15 protein-coding genes are annotated in these 16877 nt (G+C 65.8%); 13 read left to right on the top strand and 2 right to left on the bottom strand.

Annotated elements, in window-relative coordinates; all coding sequences use genetic code 11:
• Positions 1-7: 7 nt before the first annotated feature.
• The 8 genes from ACZ1A1_RS06690 to ACZ1A1_RS06655 all read left to right on the top strand — a co-directional run bounded on the left by ACZ1A1_RS06690 (position 8) and on the right by ACZ1A1_RS06655 (position 7576).
• On the top strand, positions 8-1390 hold the full coding sequence (locus ACZ1A1_RS06690; protein WP_463619265.1) for a pyruvate dehydrogenase complex E1 component subunit beta: 1383 nt from the start codon (positions 8-10) through the stop codon (positions 1388-1390).
• Between the two features lie 15 nt (positions 1391-1405).
• On the top strand, positions 1406-2755 hold the full coding sequence (locus tag ACZ1A1_RS06685; protein ID WP_463619264.1) for a pyruvate dehydrogenase complex dihydrolipoamide acetyltransferase: 1350 nt from the start codon (positions 1406-1408) through the stop codon (positions 2753-2755).
• A 15-nt stretch (positions 2756-2770) separates the two neighbouring features.
• Positions 2771-3412 carry an SGNH/GDSL hydrolase family protein gene (locus ACZ1A1_RS06680; protein ID WP_463619263.1) on the top strand — a complete coding sequence of 214 codons (642 nt, stop codon included), beginning with the start codon at positions 2771-2773 and terminating at the stop codon, positions 3410-3412.
• 68 nt (positions 3413-3480) lie between these two features.
• Positions 3481-3741: a YdcH family protein gene (locus tag ACZ1A1_RS06675; RefSeq protein ID WP_313193031.1), complete on the top strand. Its 261-nt coding sequence runs from the start codon at positions 3481-3483 to the stop codon at positions 3739-3741.
• A gap of 87 nt (positions 3742-3828) precedes the next feature.
• On the top strand, positions 3829-5274 hold the full coding sequence (lpdA, locus tag ACZ1A1_RS06670) for a dihydrolipoyl dehydrogenase (RefSeq protein ID WP_463619262.1): 1446 nt from the start codon (positions 3829-3831) through the stop codon (positions 5272-5274).
• Between the two features lie 221 nt (positions 5275-5495).
• Positions 5496-6473, top strand: coding sequence for a lipoyl synthase (lipA, locus tag ACZ1A1_RS06665; protein ID WP_313193033.1), 978 nt, complete (start codon positions 5496-5498; stop codon positions 6471-6473).
• Between the two features lie 71 nt (positions 6474-6544).
• Entirely contained in the window at positions 6545-7105 is a 561-nt protein-coding gene (locus ACZ1A1_RS06660; protein ID WP_463619261.1) for a P-loop NTPase family protein, read from the top strand.
• A gap of 9 nt (positions 7106-7114) precedes the next feature.
• Entirely contained in the window at positions 7115-7576 is a 462-nt protein-coding gene (locus ACZ1A1_RS06655; protein WP_313193035.1) for a type II toxin-antitoxin system RatA family toxin, read from the top strand.
• On the opposite strand, the gene ACZ1A1_RS06650 is transcribed toward ACZ1A1_RS06655, so the two are convergent.
• Positions 7565-8065, bottom strand: a complete 501-nt coding sequence (locus ACZ1A1_RS06650; protein ID WP_415212784.1) for a CinA family protein — start codon at positions 8063-8065, stop codon at positions 7565-7567. The two genes, ACZ1A1_RS06655 and ACZ1A1_RS06650, sit on opposite strands and share 12 nt — an antisense overlap.
• Positions 8062-9273 (bottom strand): bifunctional 2-C-methyl-D-erythritol 4-phosphate cytidylyltransferase/2-C-methyl-D-erythritol 2,4-cyclodiphosphate synthase, encoded by a 1212-nt coding sequence (locus ACZ1A1_RS06645; protein ID WP_463619260.1) that lies wholly within the window; start codon positions 9271-9273, stop codon positions 8062-8064. Before ACZ1A1_RS06645 ends, ACZ1A1_RS06650 begins: the two co-directional genes overlap by 4 nt.
• A 144-nt stretch (positions 9274-9417) precedes the next feature.
• On the opposite strand from ACZ1A1_RS06645, the gene dusB reads away from it, so the two are divergent.
• The 5 genes from dusB (at position 9418) to ntrX (ending at position 16871) form a co-directional block, all read left to right on the top strand.
• Positions 9418-10443: a tRNA dihydrouridine synthase DusB gene (dusB, locus tag ACZ1A1_RS06640; RefSeq protein ID WP_463619259.1), complete on the top strand. Its 1026-nt coding sequence runs from the start codon at positions 9418-9420 to the stop codon at positions 10441-10443.
• Positions 10440-11588, top strand: coding sequence for a two-component system sensor histidine kinase NtrB (locus ACZ1A1_RS06635; protein ID WP_463619258.1), 1149 nt, complete (start codon positions 10440-10442; stop codon positions 11586-11588). The genes dusB and ACZ1A1_RS06635 overlap by 4 nt, the downstream gene beginning before the upstream one ends.
• On the top strand, positions 11588-13042 hold the full coding sequence (gene ntrC, locus ACZ1A1_RS06630) for a nitrogen regulation protein NR(I) (RefSeq protein WP_119256296.1): 1455 nt from the start codon (positions 11588-11590) through the stop codon (positions 13040-13042). Before ACZ1A1_RS06635 ends, ntrC begins: the two co-directional genes overlap by 1 nt.
• 201 nt (positions 13043-13243) lie before the next feature.
• The gene (locus ACZ1A1_RS06625) at positions 13244-15517 is read left to right on the top strand and encodes a sensor histidine kinase NtrY-like (RefSeq protein WP_463619257.1); all 2274 of its coding nucleotides are present in this window, start codon (positions 13244-13246) and stop codon (positions 15515-15517) included.
• The gene (gene ntrX, locus ACZ1A1_RS06620) at positions 15507-16871 is read left to right on the top strand and encodes a nitrogen assimilation response regulator NtrX (RefSeq protein WP_119256297.1); all 1365 of its coding nucleotides are present in this window, start codon (positions 15507-15509) and stop codon (positions 16869-16871) included. Before ACZ1A1_RS06625 ends, ntrX begins: the two co-directional genes overlap by 11 nt.
• Positions 16872-16877: the final 6 nt, after the last annotated feature.

Raw genomic sequence — 16877 nt, 5'->3', positions numbered from 1 at the left:
GATACCTATGCCAATCGAAATTCTCATGCCCGCCCTGTCTCCGACGATGGAAGAGGGAACGCTGTCCAAGTGGGTCAAGAACGAGGGCGACACCGTCAAGTCCGGTGACGTCATCGCCGAGATCGAAACCGACAAGGCGACGATGGAAGTCGAGGCCGTCGACGAAGGCGTGATCGGCAAGATCCTGATCGCCGCCGGCACCGAGGGCGTCAAGGTCAATACGGCCATTGCCGTGCTGCTGCAGGACGGCGAAAGCGCCGATGCCGTTGCCGCGCCGAAGGCTGCCGCCGCCGAAAAGCCTGCCGAAGCGCCCGCACCCGCGCCGGCTGCTTCCGCTGCCGCAGCGCCGGTTCCGGCCGCGCCGAAGGGCGAGGTCGCCGCCGATCCGGATATCCTGGCCGGCACCGAGATGGTGATGACGACGGTGCGCGAAGCGCTGCGCGACGCCATGGCGGAAGAAATGCGCCGCGACGAGAACGTCTTCGTCATGGGCGAGGAAGTCGCCGAATACCAGGGCGCCTACAAGATCACGCAGGGCCTGCTCCAGGAATTCGGCGCCCGCCGCGTCATCGATACGCCGATCACCGAGCACGGCTTTGCCGGCGTCGGCGTCGGCGCGGCCATGACGGGCCTCAAGCCCGTCGTCGAGTTCATGACCTTCAACTTCGCCATGCAGGCGATCGACCAGATCATCAACTCCGCGGCCAAGACGCTCTACATGTCGGGCGGCCAGATGGGCGCGCCGATGGTCTTTCGCGGCCCGAACGGCGCGGCGGCCCGCGTCGCCGCCCAGCACTCGCAGTGCTATGCGGCCTGGTACAGCCACATCCCGGGCCTCAAGGTCGTCATGCCTTACACGGCAGCCGACGCCAAGGGCCTGCTCAAGGCCGCCATCCGCGATCCGAACCCGGTCATCTTCCTTGAGAACGAAATCCTCTACGGCCAGAGCTTCGAAGTGCCGAAGATGGACGATTTCGTGCTGCCGATCGGCAAGGCCCGCGTCCACAAGAAGGGCAGTGACGTCACCGTCGTCTCCTTCGGCATCGGCATGACCTATGCGCTGAAGGCGATTGCCGAGCTTGAGAAGGACGGCATCGACGTCGAGCTGATCGACCTTCGCACCATCCGCCCGATGGACCTGCCGACCGTCATCGAATCGGTCAAGAAGACGGGCCGCCTCGTCACCGTGGAAGAGGGCTATCCGCAGTCTTCCGTCGGCACCGAGATCGCGACCCGCGTCATGCAGCAGGCCTTCGACTATCTCGACGCGCCGATCCTGACGATCGCCGGCAAGGACGTCCCGATGCCCTATGCCGCGAACCTCGAGAAGCTGGCGCTGCCAAACGTCGATGAAGTCGTCCAGGCGGTGAAGGCCGTCTGCTACAAGTAAGGGGAGGGCTGGGATATGCCGATCAACATCACGATGCCGGCCCTTTCGCCCACCATGGAAGAGGGCAATCTCGCCAAGTGGCTCGTCAAGGAAGGCGACACCGTGAAATCCGGTGACGTCATCGCCGAGATCGAGACCGACAAGGCGACGATGGAAGTCGAAGCCGTCGACGAGGGCACGGTCGCCAAGATCGTCGTGCCGGCCGGCACGGAAGGCGTGAAGGTCAACAGCCTGATCGCCATCCTCGCCGCCGACGGCGAGGACGTGGCGGCCGCAGCCAGCGGCGGCGGCTCCGCCCCGAAGGCCGAGGCCAAGGCCGAGACGCCGAAGGAAGCGGAAAAGCCGGCTGCTGCTGCTGCTCCTGCCGCTGCCGCCTCGGTATCCAAGCCCGCATCGGCTGGCGACAATGGCGAACGCGTCGGTAACGGCTTGTTCTCCTCGCCGCTCGCTCGTCGTATCGCCAAGGATTCCGGCATCGACATCAAGGCGATCACCGGCTCCGGCCCGCATGGCCGGGTGGTCAAGAGCGACGTCGAGAAGGCCGTCGCTTCCGGTGGCGCAAGGCCTGCTGCCGCAGCAGCTCCGGCCGCCGCCGCTTCCACGGCCCCTGCCGCCGCGCCGAAGGGCATGTCCGAGGATGCCGTGCTCAAGCTCTTCGAGCCGGGCTCCTACGAGCTCGTGCCGCATGACGGCATGCGCAAGACCATCGCCAAGCGCCTGCAGGAATCCAAGCAGACGATCCCGCACTTCTACGTGTCGGTCGACGTGGAGCTCGACGCGCTGCTCGCGCTGCGCGCCCAGCTCAACGACAGCGCCCCGCGCAAGGAAGACAAGCCGGCCTACAAGCTCTCGGTCAACGACATGGTGATCAAGGCCATGGCGCTCGCGCTGCGCGACGTGCCGGACGCCAACGTCTCCTGGACCGATACGAACATGGTCAAGCACAAGCATGCGGATGTCGGCGTCGCCGTCTCCATCCCGGGCGGCCTGATCACCCCGATCATCCGCAGCGCCGAGCTGAAGACGCTCTCCGCCATCTCCAACGAGATGAAGGACCTCGGCAAGCGCGCCAAGGAACGCAAGCTGAAGCCAGAGGAATACCAGGGCGGCACGACCGCGGTCTCCAACATGGGCATGATGGGCGTGAAGAACTTCGCCGCCGTCGTGAACCCGCCGCATGCGACGATTCTGGCGGTCGGCGCGGGCGAGGAGCGGGTCGTGGTCAAGAAGGGCGAAATGGTGATCGTCAACGCGATGACCGTCACGCTCTCCACCGACCATCGCTGCGTCGACGGCGCGCTCGGGGCCGAACTTCTCGGCGCCTTCAAGCGCTATATCGAGAACCCGATGGGGATGCTCGTCTGATAGTGGGGTGCGGCCATGAAGACGGTTCTCTGCTACGGCGATAGCCTGACCTGGGGTTACAACGCTGAAACGCTCGACCGGCATTCCTTCGAGGATCGCTGGCCGAGCGTGCTCGCCAAGGCCCTGGGGTCCGAGGTCACCGTGATCGCGGAAGGCCTCAACGGCCGCACCACCGCCTATGACGACCATCTGGCGGATTGCGACCGAAACGGCGCGCGCATCCTGCCGACGATCCTGCACAGCCACGATCCCATCGACCTCGTCATCATCCTGCTCGGCGCCAACGACATGAAGCCGACCATCTGCGGAACGGCGTTCGGCGCGGTGCAGGGCATGGAGCGGCTGGTGTCGCTGGTGCGCCACCATGCCTGGTCGTTCGATGCGGAGGAGGGGCCGGAAGTGCTGATCGTCTCGCCGCCGCCTCTCTGCGAGACCGCGAACACCGCCTTCGCGGCGATGTTCGCCGGCGGCGTGGAGCAATCGGCCATGCTGGCGACGCTCTATTCGGACCTTGCGGACGAGCTCGGCTGCGGCTTCTTCGACGCGGGTTCGGTGGCCGGGACGACGCCGCTCGACGGCGTGCATCTCGATGCGCGGAACACGCGGGCGATCGGCAAGGGCCTCGAGCCGATCGTGCGAATGATGCTCGGGATTTGACCGGGATCAAGGAGTGAAGGCGCGGGAGAGCTAGGCTGTCACCATCAACCTCGGTTAAGGAGATGGACATGCCGAACACCCCGCACCAACTGGCAGAGGAATTTCCGGAGCACGTCGCTGCGATCCGCCATCTTCGCGAGATCGACGGCCACTTCCACCGGATCTGCGAGGAATACCAGACGGTGAATCTGGCCATTCACCGCGCCGAGACTGACATCGAGCCGGTTGACGACTTCCACATGGCGGACATGCGGAAGGTGCGGATGCGGCTCAAGGACGAAATCTACGGGATGCTCATCCGGCCGGAGAAGGTCGAGGACATTCCCTGAGGAACGGGCTTCCCGCTCCTCGTCATGCCGCGCCGGGGCAACCCTCCGGCCGCGGCGCATGCGAACAACAGAGGAGTGGAAGCGCTCATGTCGAATGCCTACGACGTCATCGTTATCGGTTCGGGTCCGGGCGGCTACATCGCCGCGATCCGCGCCGCGCAATTGGGCCTGAAGACGGCCATCGTGGAGCGCGAGCACCTCGCCGGCATCTGCTCCAACTGGGGCTGCATTCCCACCAAGGCGCTGCTGCGCTCGGCCGAAATCTTCCACTACGCCCAGCATCCGGGCGATTACGGCGTGAAGATCGAAGGTTCGGTGACGCCGGACCTCAAGGCCATCGTCGCCCGCTCGCGCGGCATCGCCCAGCGCATGAACGGCGGCGTCGGCTTCCTGATGAAGAAGAACAAGGTCGACGTCATCTGGGGCGAGGCCAAGCTGACCAAGCCGGGTGAGATCGTCGTTTCCAAGACGACGAAGGCGATCCAGCAGCCCCAGGCGCCGGTTCCGAAGAACGTCCTTCCCGAAGGCACCTACACCGCCAAGCACATCGTCATCGCCACCGGCGCGCGCCCGCGCGCCCTGCCGGGCATCGAGCCGGACGGCAAGCTGATCTGGACCTATTTCGAGGCGATGAAGCCGGAAGAGATGCCGAAGTCGCTGCTCGTCATGGGCTCGGGCGCCATCGGCATCGAATTCGCCTCCTTCTACCGCACGCTCGGCGTCGACGTGACGGTGGTCGAGGTTATGAAGAGCGTCATGCCGGTCGAGGACGTCGAGATCTCGGCGCTCGCCAAGAAGCAGTTCGAGAAGCAGGGCATGAAGATCCATCTGGAGGCCAAGGTCGCCAAGGTGGAGAAGGGCGCCAACTCCATCACCGCCCATGTCGAGATGAAGGACGGCAAGATCGAGAAGATCACCGCCGACCGCATGATCTCCGCCGTGGGCGTGCGGGCCAATATTGAGAATATCGGACTTGAGGCGCTGGGCGTGAAGACCGACCGCGGCTTCATCGCCATCGACGGCTACGGCAAGACCAACGTTCCGGGCATCTATGCCATCGGCGACGTCGCAGGTCCCCCGATGCTCGCCCACAAGGCCGAGCACGAGGCCGTCATCTGCATCGAGAAGATCGCCGGCCTGCCGAACGTCCATCCGATGGACAAGTCCAAGATCCCGGGCTGCACCTATTGCCACCCGCAGGTCGCCTCCGTCGGCCTCACGGAAGCGAAAGCCAAGGAACAGGGCCGCGATATCCGCGTCGGCCGCTTCACCTTCGCCGGCAACGGCAAGGCCGTGGCGCTCGGCGAGGACCAGGGCATGGTCAAGACGGTCTTCGACAAGAAGACCGGCGAGCTTCTCGGCGCGCATATGGTGGGCGCGGAAGTGACCGAGATGATCCAGGGCTTCGTCGTCGCCATGAACCTGGAGACGACCGAGGAAGAGCTGATGCATACGATCTTCCCGCATCCGACCATCTCGGAGACGATGAAGGAAAGCGTGCTCGATGCCTACGGACGTGCACTGAACGCTTGAACGTGCTAAAGCCCGCCTCCACATGAGGCGGGCCCGGCTTGCCGGGAGAATTGCCGCAAACTTCTCTTTCGTCATGGTCGGGCCGGACCCGACCATCCATAAGCGTCAGCGACAGGCAAGGGCGGTTTGACAAAAGCGGGGCCCTGCCTCCAGATGAGGCGGACGTTTCGAAATTCGGGTCCGCAAGACGGGCGACAGCGTCCGCAGGAAAGTGGATAGACATGGTCACCATTCTCGACCGCACCAATCTCGACCCCAACGCCCCGCGCGTGCGCCACCCGGAAAAAGCCCACCGGCCGGACACGGAAGTGCTGCGCAAGCCGGAATGGATCCGCGTCAAGGCGCCGGTCTCCAAGGGCTACCAGGAGACGCGCGATCTGGTGCGCTCCCACAAGCTGGTGACGGTGTGCGAGGAAGCGGGCTGCCCGAATATCGGCGAGTGCTGGGACAAGAAGCACGCCACCTTCATGATCATGGGCGAGATCTGTACCCGCGCCTGCGCCTTCTGCAACGTGGCGACGGGCAAGCCGAACGCGCTCGACATGGCGGAGCCGGAGAATGTCGCCAAGGCCGTCAAGCAGATGGGCCTGTCGCACGTAGTCATCACCTCCGTCGACCGCGACGACCTTGCGGATGGCGGTGCCGAGCACTTCGAGAAGGTTATCTGGGCGATCCGCGCGGCTTCCCCCTCGACGACCATCGAGATCCTGACGCCGGACTTCCTGAAGAAGCCGGGCGCGCTGGAACGCGTCGTCGCCGCCAAGCCGGATGTCTTCAACCACAATATGGAGACCGTGCCGGGCAATTATCTCACGGTTCGCCCCGGCGCACGCTACTTCCATTCCGTCCGCCTCCTGCAGCGCGTGAAGGAACTGGACCCGACCATGTTCACCAAGTCGGGCATCATGGTGGGCCTCGGCGAGGAGCGCAACGAAGTGCTCCAGCTGATGGACGACCTGCGCACTGCCGACGTCGACTTCCTGACCATCGGCCAGTATCTCCAGCCGACGCGCAAGCACCACAAGGTGGACCGCTTCGTGACGCCGGAAGAATTCAAGTCCTACGAGACCGTTGCCTATACCAAGGGTTTCCTGATGGTCTCCTCCAGCCCGCTCACGCGCTCCTCGCACCATGCCGGCGACGACTTCGCCCGCCTGCGCGCCGCGCGCGAGAAGAAGCTTCTCGCCGCCGCGGAATAGACTTTTCCGCCGGCCTCCTTTAAGCCCCGCCGTCCTGCCAGACGGCGGGGCTTTTCATTTCGGAGGCGGCGATGACGATCACAATCGAGGAAGCGGCGGAGCGTTTGAAAACCGCGGAGCGCGTGCTGGTGATCGGCTGCTCGGGCAGCGGCAAGAGCACGCTGGCGCGCAGCCTCGCCGGCCTGATCGGTCTGCCTTACGTCTCGATGGACCGGGAGATCTTCTGGCTGCCGGGCTGGCAGACGCGGCCGCGCGCCGAGGCGCTGGCGCGTCTTCAGGGGATCGTCGCAGGCGAGCGCTGGATCATCGACGGCACCAGCCCGGGCACCTTGCCGCTGCGCCTGCCACGCACCCATCTGGTGCTCTGGCTTCGCCCACCGCGCCTGATGTCGCTTTACGGCGTGATTTCGCGCTGGCTGCGCTATCGCGGGCGCTCGCGGCCGGAAATGGCCGACGATTGCCCGGAGAAGATCGACCGCGAATTCCTCGCCTATGTCTGGAATTTCGAGAAGAGGGAAAGCCCCGAGATCGAGGAGAATCTTGCGGCATTTGGACCCGAAGTGCCGGTTTGCGTGTTGAAATCGCGGCGCGAGAACAACCGGCTACTTGCAAGACTTGCCGCGGTTCATTAGCTCTCGGCCATGCCCCAGTTCGAAACCCGCAGACCCGTTCCCCATACGCCCGAGCAGATGTACGACCTCGTCGCCGATGTCGAACGCTATCCGGAATTCCTGCCGCTCTGCGAGGGGCTGGCGGTGCGTTCGCGCAAGGAGCGGGACGGCAAGGAGCTGCTGATCGCGGACATGACGGTCGGCTACAAGGCAATCCGCGAGACCTTCACGACGCAGGTGCTGCTGAACCGGGCCGAGCGGGCCATCGACGTGAAATATATCGACGGACCGTTCCGCTATCTCGACAATCGCTGGCGTTTCGAGGCGACGCCGGACGGCGGCTGCTCGGTGCATTTCTTCATCGACTACGAGTTCAAGAGCCGCATCCTCGGCGCGCTGATGGGCTCGATGTTCGACCGCGCCTTCCGCATGTTCACCGACGCCTTCGAGAAGCGCGCGGCGGCGATCTATGGCGGCCCGTCAATCGGCTGAAAGTTCGACCAGCATTTCAAGGGCGGTGCGGACCGTCGCAAGCCGCACAGCGCTGCGGCCGATATCGCCGTAGCGCATTTCCCGGTGCAGCGTTTCGCGGCCCTTGCGCGCCGCGGCGAGATGGACGAGGCCGACCGGCTTTTCGTCCGTGCCGCCGCCGGGGCCGGCAATGCCGGTGACGGCGACCGAGATATCCGCGTTCGAATGCCGGATGGCGCCTTCCGCCATCTCCAGCGCCGTGGGGCGCGAGACGGCGCCGTGCGCCTTCAGCGTTTCGGCCGACACGCCGATCATCTGCTGCTTCGCCTCGTTGGAATAGGTGACGAAGCCGCGGTCGAAGGCGTTGGACGAGCCGGCGATCTCGGTGAGCGCGCCGGCGATAAGGCCTGCCGTGCAGGATTCGGCGGTCGCGATCATCAGCCCGCGCGTGGAAAAATCGGTGACGATGCGCCGCGCGGTCTCCTCGATATCCTCCGGCCAGATGCTCATGCCTCGCTCCCCCTGTAGACCACGGTGGCCGTGGCGATCGCGGCGATGCCCTCGCGCCGCCCGACGAAACCGATCTTCTCGTTCGTCGTCGCCTTCACCGAGCAGCGATCCTGCGAAATGCCGAGGAATTCCGCAAGGTTCCGCCGCATCGCCTCGCGGTGCGGGCCGACCTTCGGCGCCTCGGCGATCAGCGAGACGTCGGCATTCATGATCGTGCCGCCGTTGGCGCGCACGATGGCCGCCGCATGTTCGAGGAAGATGCGCGAGGCGGCGCCCTTCCATTGCGGATCGGACGGCGGGAAATGGTCGCCGATATCGCCGGCGCCGCAGGTGGCGAGCAGGGCGTCCGTCAGGGCGTGCAGGGCGACATCCGCGTCGGAATGGCCGGAAAGCCTCTGGTCGTGCGGGATGAAGAGGCCGCAGAGCGTCACGCCGTCGCCTTCGACGAGCTGGTGCACGTCATAGCCGTTGCCGGTGCGCACATCCGGTAGCCCGTGGGAAAGGCGCTGGTCGGCCATGGCGATATCCTTCTGCAGGGTGAGCTTGACGTTACCGGCGCTGCCCTCGACGAGATGCACGCGCACTCCGGCCCATTCAGCAATCGAGGCATCGTCGGTGAAATCCGTGCGGCCGGAGGCGCTCGCTCGGCGATGGGCTTCGAGGATGGTCTGGAAGTGGAAGGACTGCGGCGTCTGCGCCGCGAAAAGGCCGGAGCGGGAGACCGTTTCGGCGACATTGCCGTTGGCGTCCGCGCGCTTCAGCGTGTCCGCGACGGCGACGGCGGGCAGGACGGCGCGCGCGCCATGATGGAAGGCGGTGAGCGTGCGCTCCAGGATGGCCGGCTCGACGAAGGGGCGCACGGCATCCTGGATGAGCACATGGCTGACCTCGTCCGCGGCCAGCACTTCGAGACCGGCAAGCACCGATTGCTGGCGTGTCTGGCCACCATGGACGACCGTCAGGCGCTCGCCGGCGGGCAGGGTGGCGGCGCGGGCGGTTTCGAACAGCGCCTCGTCATCGGGATGAATCACGACGACGATACGCTTGGCATGCGGCCAATTGACAAAGAGATCGAGCGTATGGGAGATGACCGGCCTTCCGCCGATGCGGCGGTATTGCTTGGGGCCTTCGGCATGGCTGCCCGCCCGCTCGCCGCGCCCGGCGGCAACGATCACAACACCGCAGGATAGCGCATTTTCCGCCAGCATCTCGGTTCCACACCTCCGTTTCAAAGCGTTCGGGGTGGTTTAGCCGGAAGGATGCGGCAATGCCAGCGCCGTGCGGAAAATTGCGCCCGGGCGTGATTGCGGCTTGGCAAGAACGAGAACAGTGGCTAAAAATAGTGCAAAGACATGACCTGCTTGAAAGATGAGCAATTGGCGATCCCCCAACTTTCCGCACCGCTGGCGATCGGTCCGCAGACCCTGCGCAACCGTGTGGTGCTGGCGCCGATGTCCGGCGTCACGGACCTGCCGTTCCGCGATCTCGCCTGGCGTTTTGGCGCGGGGCTGGTGGTTACGGAGATGGTGGCGAGCCGCGAGCTGGCGCTGAACGCGCGGGAAAGCTGGTCGCGCATCCGCAATTGCGGCATCCGCCCGCATATGGTGCAGCTCGCCGGGCGCGAGGCGCACTGGATGGCGGAGGCGGCGCGCATCGCGGAAGGCGAGGGCGCCGACATTATCGACATCAATATGGGCTGCCCGGCCAAGAAGGTGATCGGCGGCTATTCCGGCTCCGCGCTGATGCGCGATCCCGACCATGCGCTCGGCCTGATCGAGGCGACCGTCAATGCCGTGAAGGTGCCGGTGACGGTGAAGATGCGGCTCGGCTGGGACCATGATTCGCTGAATGCCCCGCATATTGCCGCGCGCGCCGAGGCGGCGGGCGCGGCGATGATCACCGTGCACGGGCGCACGCGCATGCAGTTCTATGAAGGCAGGGCCGACTGGGATGCGATCCGCGCGGTGCGCGATGTCCTCTCCATTCCGCTCATTGCCAATGGCGATGTCGATACGGCCGAGGACGCGCTGGAAATCCTCCGCCGCTCGGGGGCGGATGCCGTGATGGTCGGCCGCTCCGCGCAGGGCCGGCCCTGGCATCCGGCGGTGCTGGCGGGGGCATGCGGTCACCCCTCCGCGGAGGAGGTTTCGGCGATCGCGGTCGAGCACTACCGCATGATGCTCGATTTCTACGGCGTCGAGGCGGGCCTGCGCCATGCGCGAAAACATGTCGGCTGGTATCTGGAGCGCTTCGCGCCCGGCCTGCCCGGCGCGGCGAAGGCCGTGATCATGACGGCGCGCGACAGCGATCTCGTCGCCGGACGGCTGGGCGATGCCCTGCTTTCGGCCGGGACAGCGAAGCTCGGAGAGGCCGCATGACCGGCAAGCCGGCAGATCCCAATGCGGCACGCGCGCCCGAGCTTGCGCTCGCCGTGCTCAACGCCATCCAGAACCCGGTGATCCTCGTCGATGCAGGCGGGCTGATCGCCTTCGCCAACTGGGAGGCCGAATCCTTCTTCGGGGCGAGCGCGAGCCATCTCGCGCGCCACGACATCTCGGCCTTCATCCCCTTCGGCAGTCCGCTCCTGACGCTGATCGACCAGGTGCGCGAGCGCAAGGCGCCGGTCAGCGAATACCGGGTGGACCTCAGCTCCCCGCGTCTCGGCGCGGAAAAGCTGGTCGATATCTACGTGGCGCCCGTCACCACCGATCCGGGCTCCGTGGTCGTGGTGATCCAGGAGCGCTCAATGGCGGACAAGATCGACCGCCAGCTCACCCACCGCGCCGCCGCCCGCTCCGTGACGGGCCTTGCCTCCATGCTGGCGCACGAGATCAAGAACCCGCTCTCGGGCATTCGCGGCGCGGCGCAGCTTCTGGAAACCTCCGTCATCGACGAGGACCGGGCGCTGACGCGGCTCATCTGCGACGAGACCGACCGCATCGTCTCGCTGGTCGACCGCATGGAGGTCTTCTCCGACGAGCGCCCGGTCGACCGCGTGCCCGTCAACATCCATTCCGTGCTCGACCATGTGAAGGCCGTCGCGAAGGCCGGCTTTGCGCGCAATATCAAGATCAGCGAGCTTTACGACCCCTCGCTGCCGCCGGTCTATGCCAATCGCGACCAGCTCGTGCAGGTCTTCCTGAACCTCATCAAGAACGCTTCGGAAGCCGTCGGCGACCGGCCGGACGGGGAGATACTGCTCACCACCGCCTACCGGCCGGGCATCCGGCTCTCCGTCGCCGGCACGCGGGAGAAGATCTCATTGCCGCTGGAGTTCTGCGTGCACGACAACGGGCCTGGCGTGCCGGCGGACCTGCTGCCGCATCTCTTCGATCCCTTCATCACCACCAAGACCAACGGCTCCGGCCTCGGCCTTGCGCTGGTCGCCAAGATCATCGGCGGCCATGGCGGCATCGTCGAATGCGACAGCCAGGGCACCCGAACCACTTTCCGCGTGCTGATGCCGGCCTCCCGCGGCGTCAGTGAAGACGACGACTATCCCAAGACCAAAGGACATGATTGATGACAGGCGCCACAGTCCTCGTTGCCGATGACGATGCCGCGATCCGCACCGTGCTCAACCAGGCCTTGAGCCGCGCGGGTTATGACGTGAGGATCACCTCCAATGCAGCGACCCTGTGGCGCTGGATCGCCGCCGGCGAGGGCGACATCGTCGTGACCGACGTCGTCATGCCGGACGAGAACGCCTTCGACCTGCTGCCGCGCATCAAGAAGGCGCGGCCCGACCTGCCGGTGCTCGTCATGAGCGCGCAGAACACCTTCATGACGGCGATCAAGGCCTCGGAGAAGGGCGCCTACGACTACCTGCCGAAACCCTTCGACCTCACCGAACTGATCGCCATCATCGGCCGGGCGCTCTCCGAGCCGAAGCGCAAGCCGGCCCGCCTCGACGACGACGCGCAGGACGGCATGCCGCTCGTCGGCCGCTCGGCGGCCATGCAGGAAATCTACCGCGTGCTCGCCCGCCTGATGCAGACGGACCTGACGCTGATGATCACCGGCGAATCGGGCACCGGCAAGGAGCTCGTCGCCCGCGCGCTGCACGACTACGGCAAGCGCCGCAACGGCCCCTTCGTCGCCATCAACATGGCGGCGATCCCGCGCGACCTCATCGAATCGGAACTCTTCGGCCACGAGAAGGGTGCCTTCACCGGCGCGCAGACCCGCTCCACCGGCCGTTTCGAACAGGCCGAAGGCGGCACGCTCTTCCTCGACGAGATCGGCGACATGCCGATGGACGCGCAGACCCGGCTTCTGCGCGTGCTCCAGCAGGGAGAATACACCACCGTCGGCGGGCGCACACCGATCCGCACCGATGTCCGCATCGTCGCCGCGACCAACAAGGACCTGAAGCAGTCAATCAATCAGGGCCTCTTCCGCGAGGACCTCTACTATCGCCTCAACGTCGTGCCGCTGCGCCTGCCGCCGCTGCGCGACCGGGCGGAGGACATTCCCGATCTCGTTCGCCATTTCGTGCAGCAGGCGGAGAAGGAGGGACTGGATGCCAAGCGCTTCGACCAGGAGGCGCTGGAGCTGATGAAGGCGCATCCCTGGCCGGGCAACGTGCGCGAACTGGAAAACGTCGTGCGCCGGCTGACCGCGCTCTATCCGCAGGACATCATCACCCGCGAGATCATCGAGGCGGAGCTGCGCGCCGACATTCCCGACAGCCCCATCGAAAAGGCCGTTCCGCGCAGCGGATCGCTGTCGATCTCGCAGGCCGTGGAAGAGAACATGCGGCAGTATTTCGCAAGCTTCGGCGACAGCCTGCCGCCTTCGGGCCTCTATGAGCGCGTGCTGGCCGAAATGGAATATCCGCTGATCCTCGCCGCGCTCACCGCCACGCGCGGCAACCAGATCAAGGCCGCCGACCTCCTCGGCCTCAACCGCAACACGCTGCGCAAGAAAATTCGCGAACTGGGTGTATCTGTGTATAGAAGTTCCCGTTCCGCTTGACTTGCCGGCAGGGGGCGTTGCATTTTGGCCACAATCTGTTGCTTGAGGGTAACAGAGGGGGTTGCGGCCGAATAGGTCCGCATGCCCGGCCGTAGGAAACATGGGCGCGTGGCACCCAGTTCCACGCGGCCGGCGCCATCCCGGAAAACAAGATAGAACGCCGGCGCCCCAAAAGTGCACGGCCGGGGAGCGATGCGGCAGATGACGGAAGGCGTGAGCCTGCTTTCGGATGGACAGGACAACGTGGCGGCGGTTGCCGACCGGCGCGCCTCCTTTGCCTTGCCGGGCCTTCTGCTGGCCGGCGGCGCGCTCGTCGCCGCGACCATCTCGCTGTTCATCCTGCTCGGCCTGACGCCGATCAAGCCGGAAGCCAACGTTGTCATCGCCTCGGCGTCGATCAATGCGCTCTTCGTCGTCGGCCTGATGTTCCTGATCGGCCGCGAGATCCTGCGGCTGCTGCGCGCCCGCAGCCGCGGCCGCGCCGCCGCGCGGCTTCACGTGCGCATCGTCGCGCTGTTCTCGATCGTGGCGATCACGCCCGCCGTGCTCGTCGCCATCTTCGCGTCCATCACGCTCGATGTCGGCCTCGACCGCTGGTTCTCCATCCGCACCCAGTCGATCGTCAGCTCGTCGCTGAACGTGGCGCAGGCCTATGTGCTGGAAAATGCCAGCTATCTGCAGGGCCAGACGGTCTCCATGGCCAACGACCTCGACCGCAACCGCCAGCTCTACAGCCTCGACCGCACCGGCTTCATCGAGCTGATGACGCGGCAGGCGCGCGGACGCGGGATGCTCGGTGCCTTCCTGATGCGCGCCGACGGATCGACCATCCTGCAGGCCAATATCCCGACCGAGAATCCTTTGCCGCCGATCCCCGAGGACGCGCTGAGGGCCTCCGCCGCAGGCCAGCCGACGCTCATCCCGCCGGGTGCGACGAATCTCGTCGGCGCGATCATCAAGCTGGAAAACATACCGGACGCCTTCCTCTATACGGTCCGCACGGTCGATCCCGAGGTCATGCGCTCGATGCGGCTGATGGAGGAGAATACGGCCGAGTACCGCGCGCTCGAAGCCGGGCGCACGACGCTGCAGATCGCCTTCGGCGTGCTCTATATCGGCTTCGCGCTGATCGTGCTTCTCGCCGCTATCTGGACCGCCATCGCGGTGGCCGACCGCATCGTGCGGCCGATCCGCCAGTTGATCGGCGCGGCCGACAGCGTGGCGTCGGGCAATCTCGACGTCAGCGTGCCCGTGCGCATCGCCGATGGCGACGTCGGCAACCTCTCGCGCACCTTCAACAAGATGATCGCGGAAATCCGCGCGCAGCAGGACCAGATCCTCGACGCGAAGGACGAGGTCGACCATCGCCGCCGCTTCATCGAGGCGGTGCTGTCGGGTGTGACGGCCGCCGTCATCGGCGTCGAGGGCGACGGCCGCGTGAACATCGCCAATCTTTCCGCGGAAATCCTGCTCGGCCGGCAGGTGAACGACCTGATCGGCCAGCCGCTTGCCGAGGTGGCGCCGGAGATCGCCGCCGTGCTGGCGGAAGGGTCGCACCGCCACCGCAACGATTACCGTCGGCAGGTCAACATCATGCATGGCGGCAAGGAGCGGACGCTGAACGTGCAGGTGACGCGCGAGGAGGCCAAGGACGCGCAGGAATCCTACGTCGTCACTATCGACGACATCACGGACCTCGTCATCGCCCAGCGCTCGACCGCCTGGGCGGACGTCGCGCGCCGCATCGCCCACGAGATCAAGAACCCGCTGACGCCGATCCAGCTTTCCGCCGAACGCATCCGCCGCCGCTACGGCAAGCAGATCGACCAGGAGGATCGCGCGGTCTTCGACCAGTGTACGGATACCATCGTGCGGCAGGTCGAGGACATCGGCCGCATGGTGGACGAGTTCTCCGCCTTCGCGCGCATGCCGAAGCCGACGAAGGAACGCTCGGACCTGCGCGGCATCCTCAAGGATGCGGTGTTCCTGCGCGAGATGGGCAACAACCACGTCGCCTTCCACAAGGACCTCGGCGAGGTGCCGCTGACGGGGCTCTTCGACGCACGCATGCTCGGCCAGGCCTTCGGCAATCTCATTAAGAACGCGGTGGAGGCCATCGAGGCGCTGCCGCCGGATGCCTCGCGCGACGAGCGCAAGATCCTCGTGCGCGCCCGGCCGGACGATGCGGGCCGCCGCTTCGTCGTGGACGTCGTCGACAACGGCAAGGGCCTTCCGACCGAGAACCGGCACCGCATTCTCGAACCCTACATGACGATGCGCGACAAGGGCACGGGGCTCGGCCTCGCAATCGTCAAGAAGATCATCGAAGACCATGGCGGGCAGCTCGAGCTGCACGATGCGCCTGCGGACTTCGACCACGGCCACGGGGCAATGATCCGCGTGATCCTGCCCTACGAGGAAACGGTGGCCGCCGATGCGGATAATAAGAGCAAGGAAATGAGCCATGGCGTCTGATATTCTCGTAGTGGACGACGAAGAGGACATCCGCGAGATCGTCTCCGGCATTCTTTCGGACGAGGGGCACGAGACGCGCACTGCCTTCGACAGCGACAGCGCGCTTGCCGCCATCAGCGACCGCGTGCCGCGCCTCGTCTTCCTCGATATCTGGATGCAGGGCAGCAAGCTCGACGGCCTCGCGCTGCTCGACGAGATCAAGAGCCGCCACCCGGACCTGCCGGTGGTGATGATCTCCGGCCACGGCAATATCGAGACCGCCGTCTCGGCGATCCGCCGCGGCGCCTACGATTTCATCGAAAAACCCTTCAAGGCTGACCGGCTGATCCTGATCGCCGAGCGGGCGCTGGAAAATTCCAAGCTGCGCCGCGAGGTGACGGAGCTGAAGAAGCGCTCCGGCGATCCGGCCGAGCTGATCGGCACGTCCGTCGCCGTCTCGCAGCTTCGCCAGAACATCGAGAAGGTTTCCCCGACCAACAGCCGCATCATGATCCTCGGCCCCTCCGGCTCCGGCAAGGAACTGGTGGCGCGCATGATCCACCGCAAGTCGAGCCGCGCGAACGGCCCCTTCGTCGTGCTGAATGCCGCGGCCATCACGCCGGAGCGCATGGAGATTGCCCTCTTCGGCACGGAGGGCACGCCCGGCCAGCCGCGCCGCACCGGCGCGCTAGAGGAGGCCCATGGCGGCATCCTCTATCTCGACGAGATCGGCGAGATGCCGCGCGAGACGCAGAACAAGATCCTGCGCGTGCTCGTCGACCAGCAATTCGAGCGCGTCGGCGGCTCCAAGCGGGTGAAGGTGGACGTGCGCATCATCTCCTCCACGGCCTACAATCTCGAAAGCCTGATCGCCGAGGGCGGCTTCCGGGAAGACCTCTACCATCGCCTCGCGGTGGTGCCGGTGCGCGTGCCGCCGCTTGCCGAGCGGCGCGAGGACATTCCCTTCCTCGTCGACATGTTCATGCGCCAGGTCAGCGAGCAGGCCGGCATCCGGGCACGCAAGATCGGCGACGATGCGCTCGCCGTGCTCCAGGCGCACGACTGGCCGGGCAACATCCGCCAACTCCGCAACAATATCGAGCGGCTGATGATCCTCGCCCGCAGCGACGGTCCCGATACGCCGATCACCGCCGACATGCTGCCGACGGAAGTCGGCGACATGCTGCCGAAGATCTCGACCCAGGGCGACCAGCACATCATGACGCTGCCGCTGCGCGAGGCGCGCGAGATGTTCGAGCGGGACTATCTCATCGCCCAGATCAACCGCTTCGGCGGCAACATCTCCCGCACGGCCGAATTCGTCGGCATGGAACGCTCCGCGCTCCATCGCAAACTGAAGTCGCTTGGCGTATAAGGCCCT

The organism is Shinella sp. R2-11 (genome assembly GCF_055330205.1).
The sequence above is the reverse complement of the archived record's forward strand: the minus strand, read 5'-3'. Positions and strand labels throughout refer to the sequence as shown.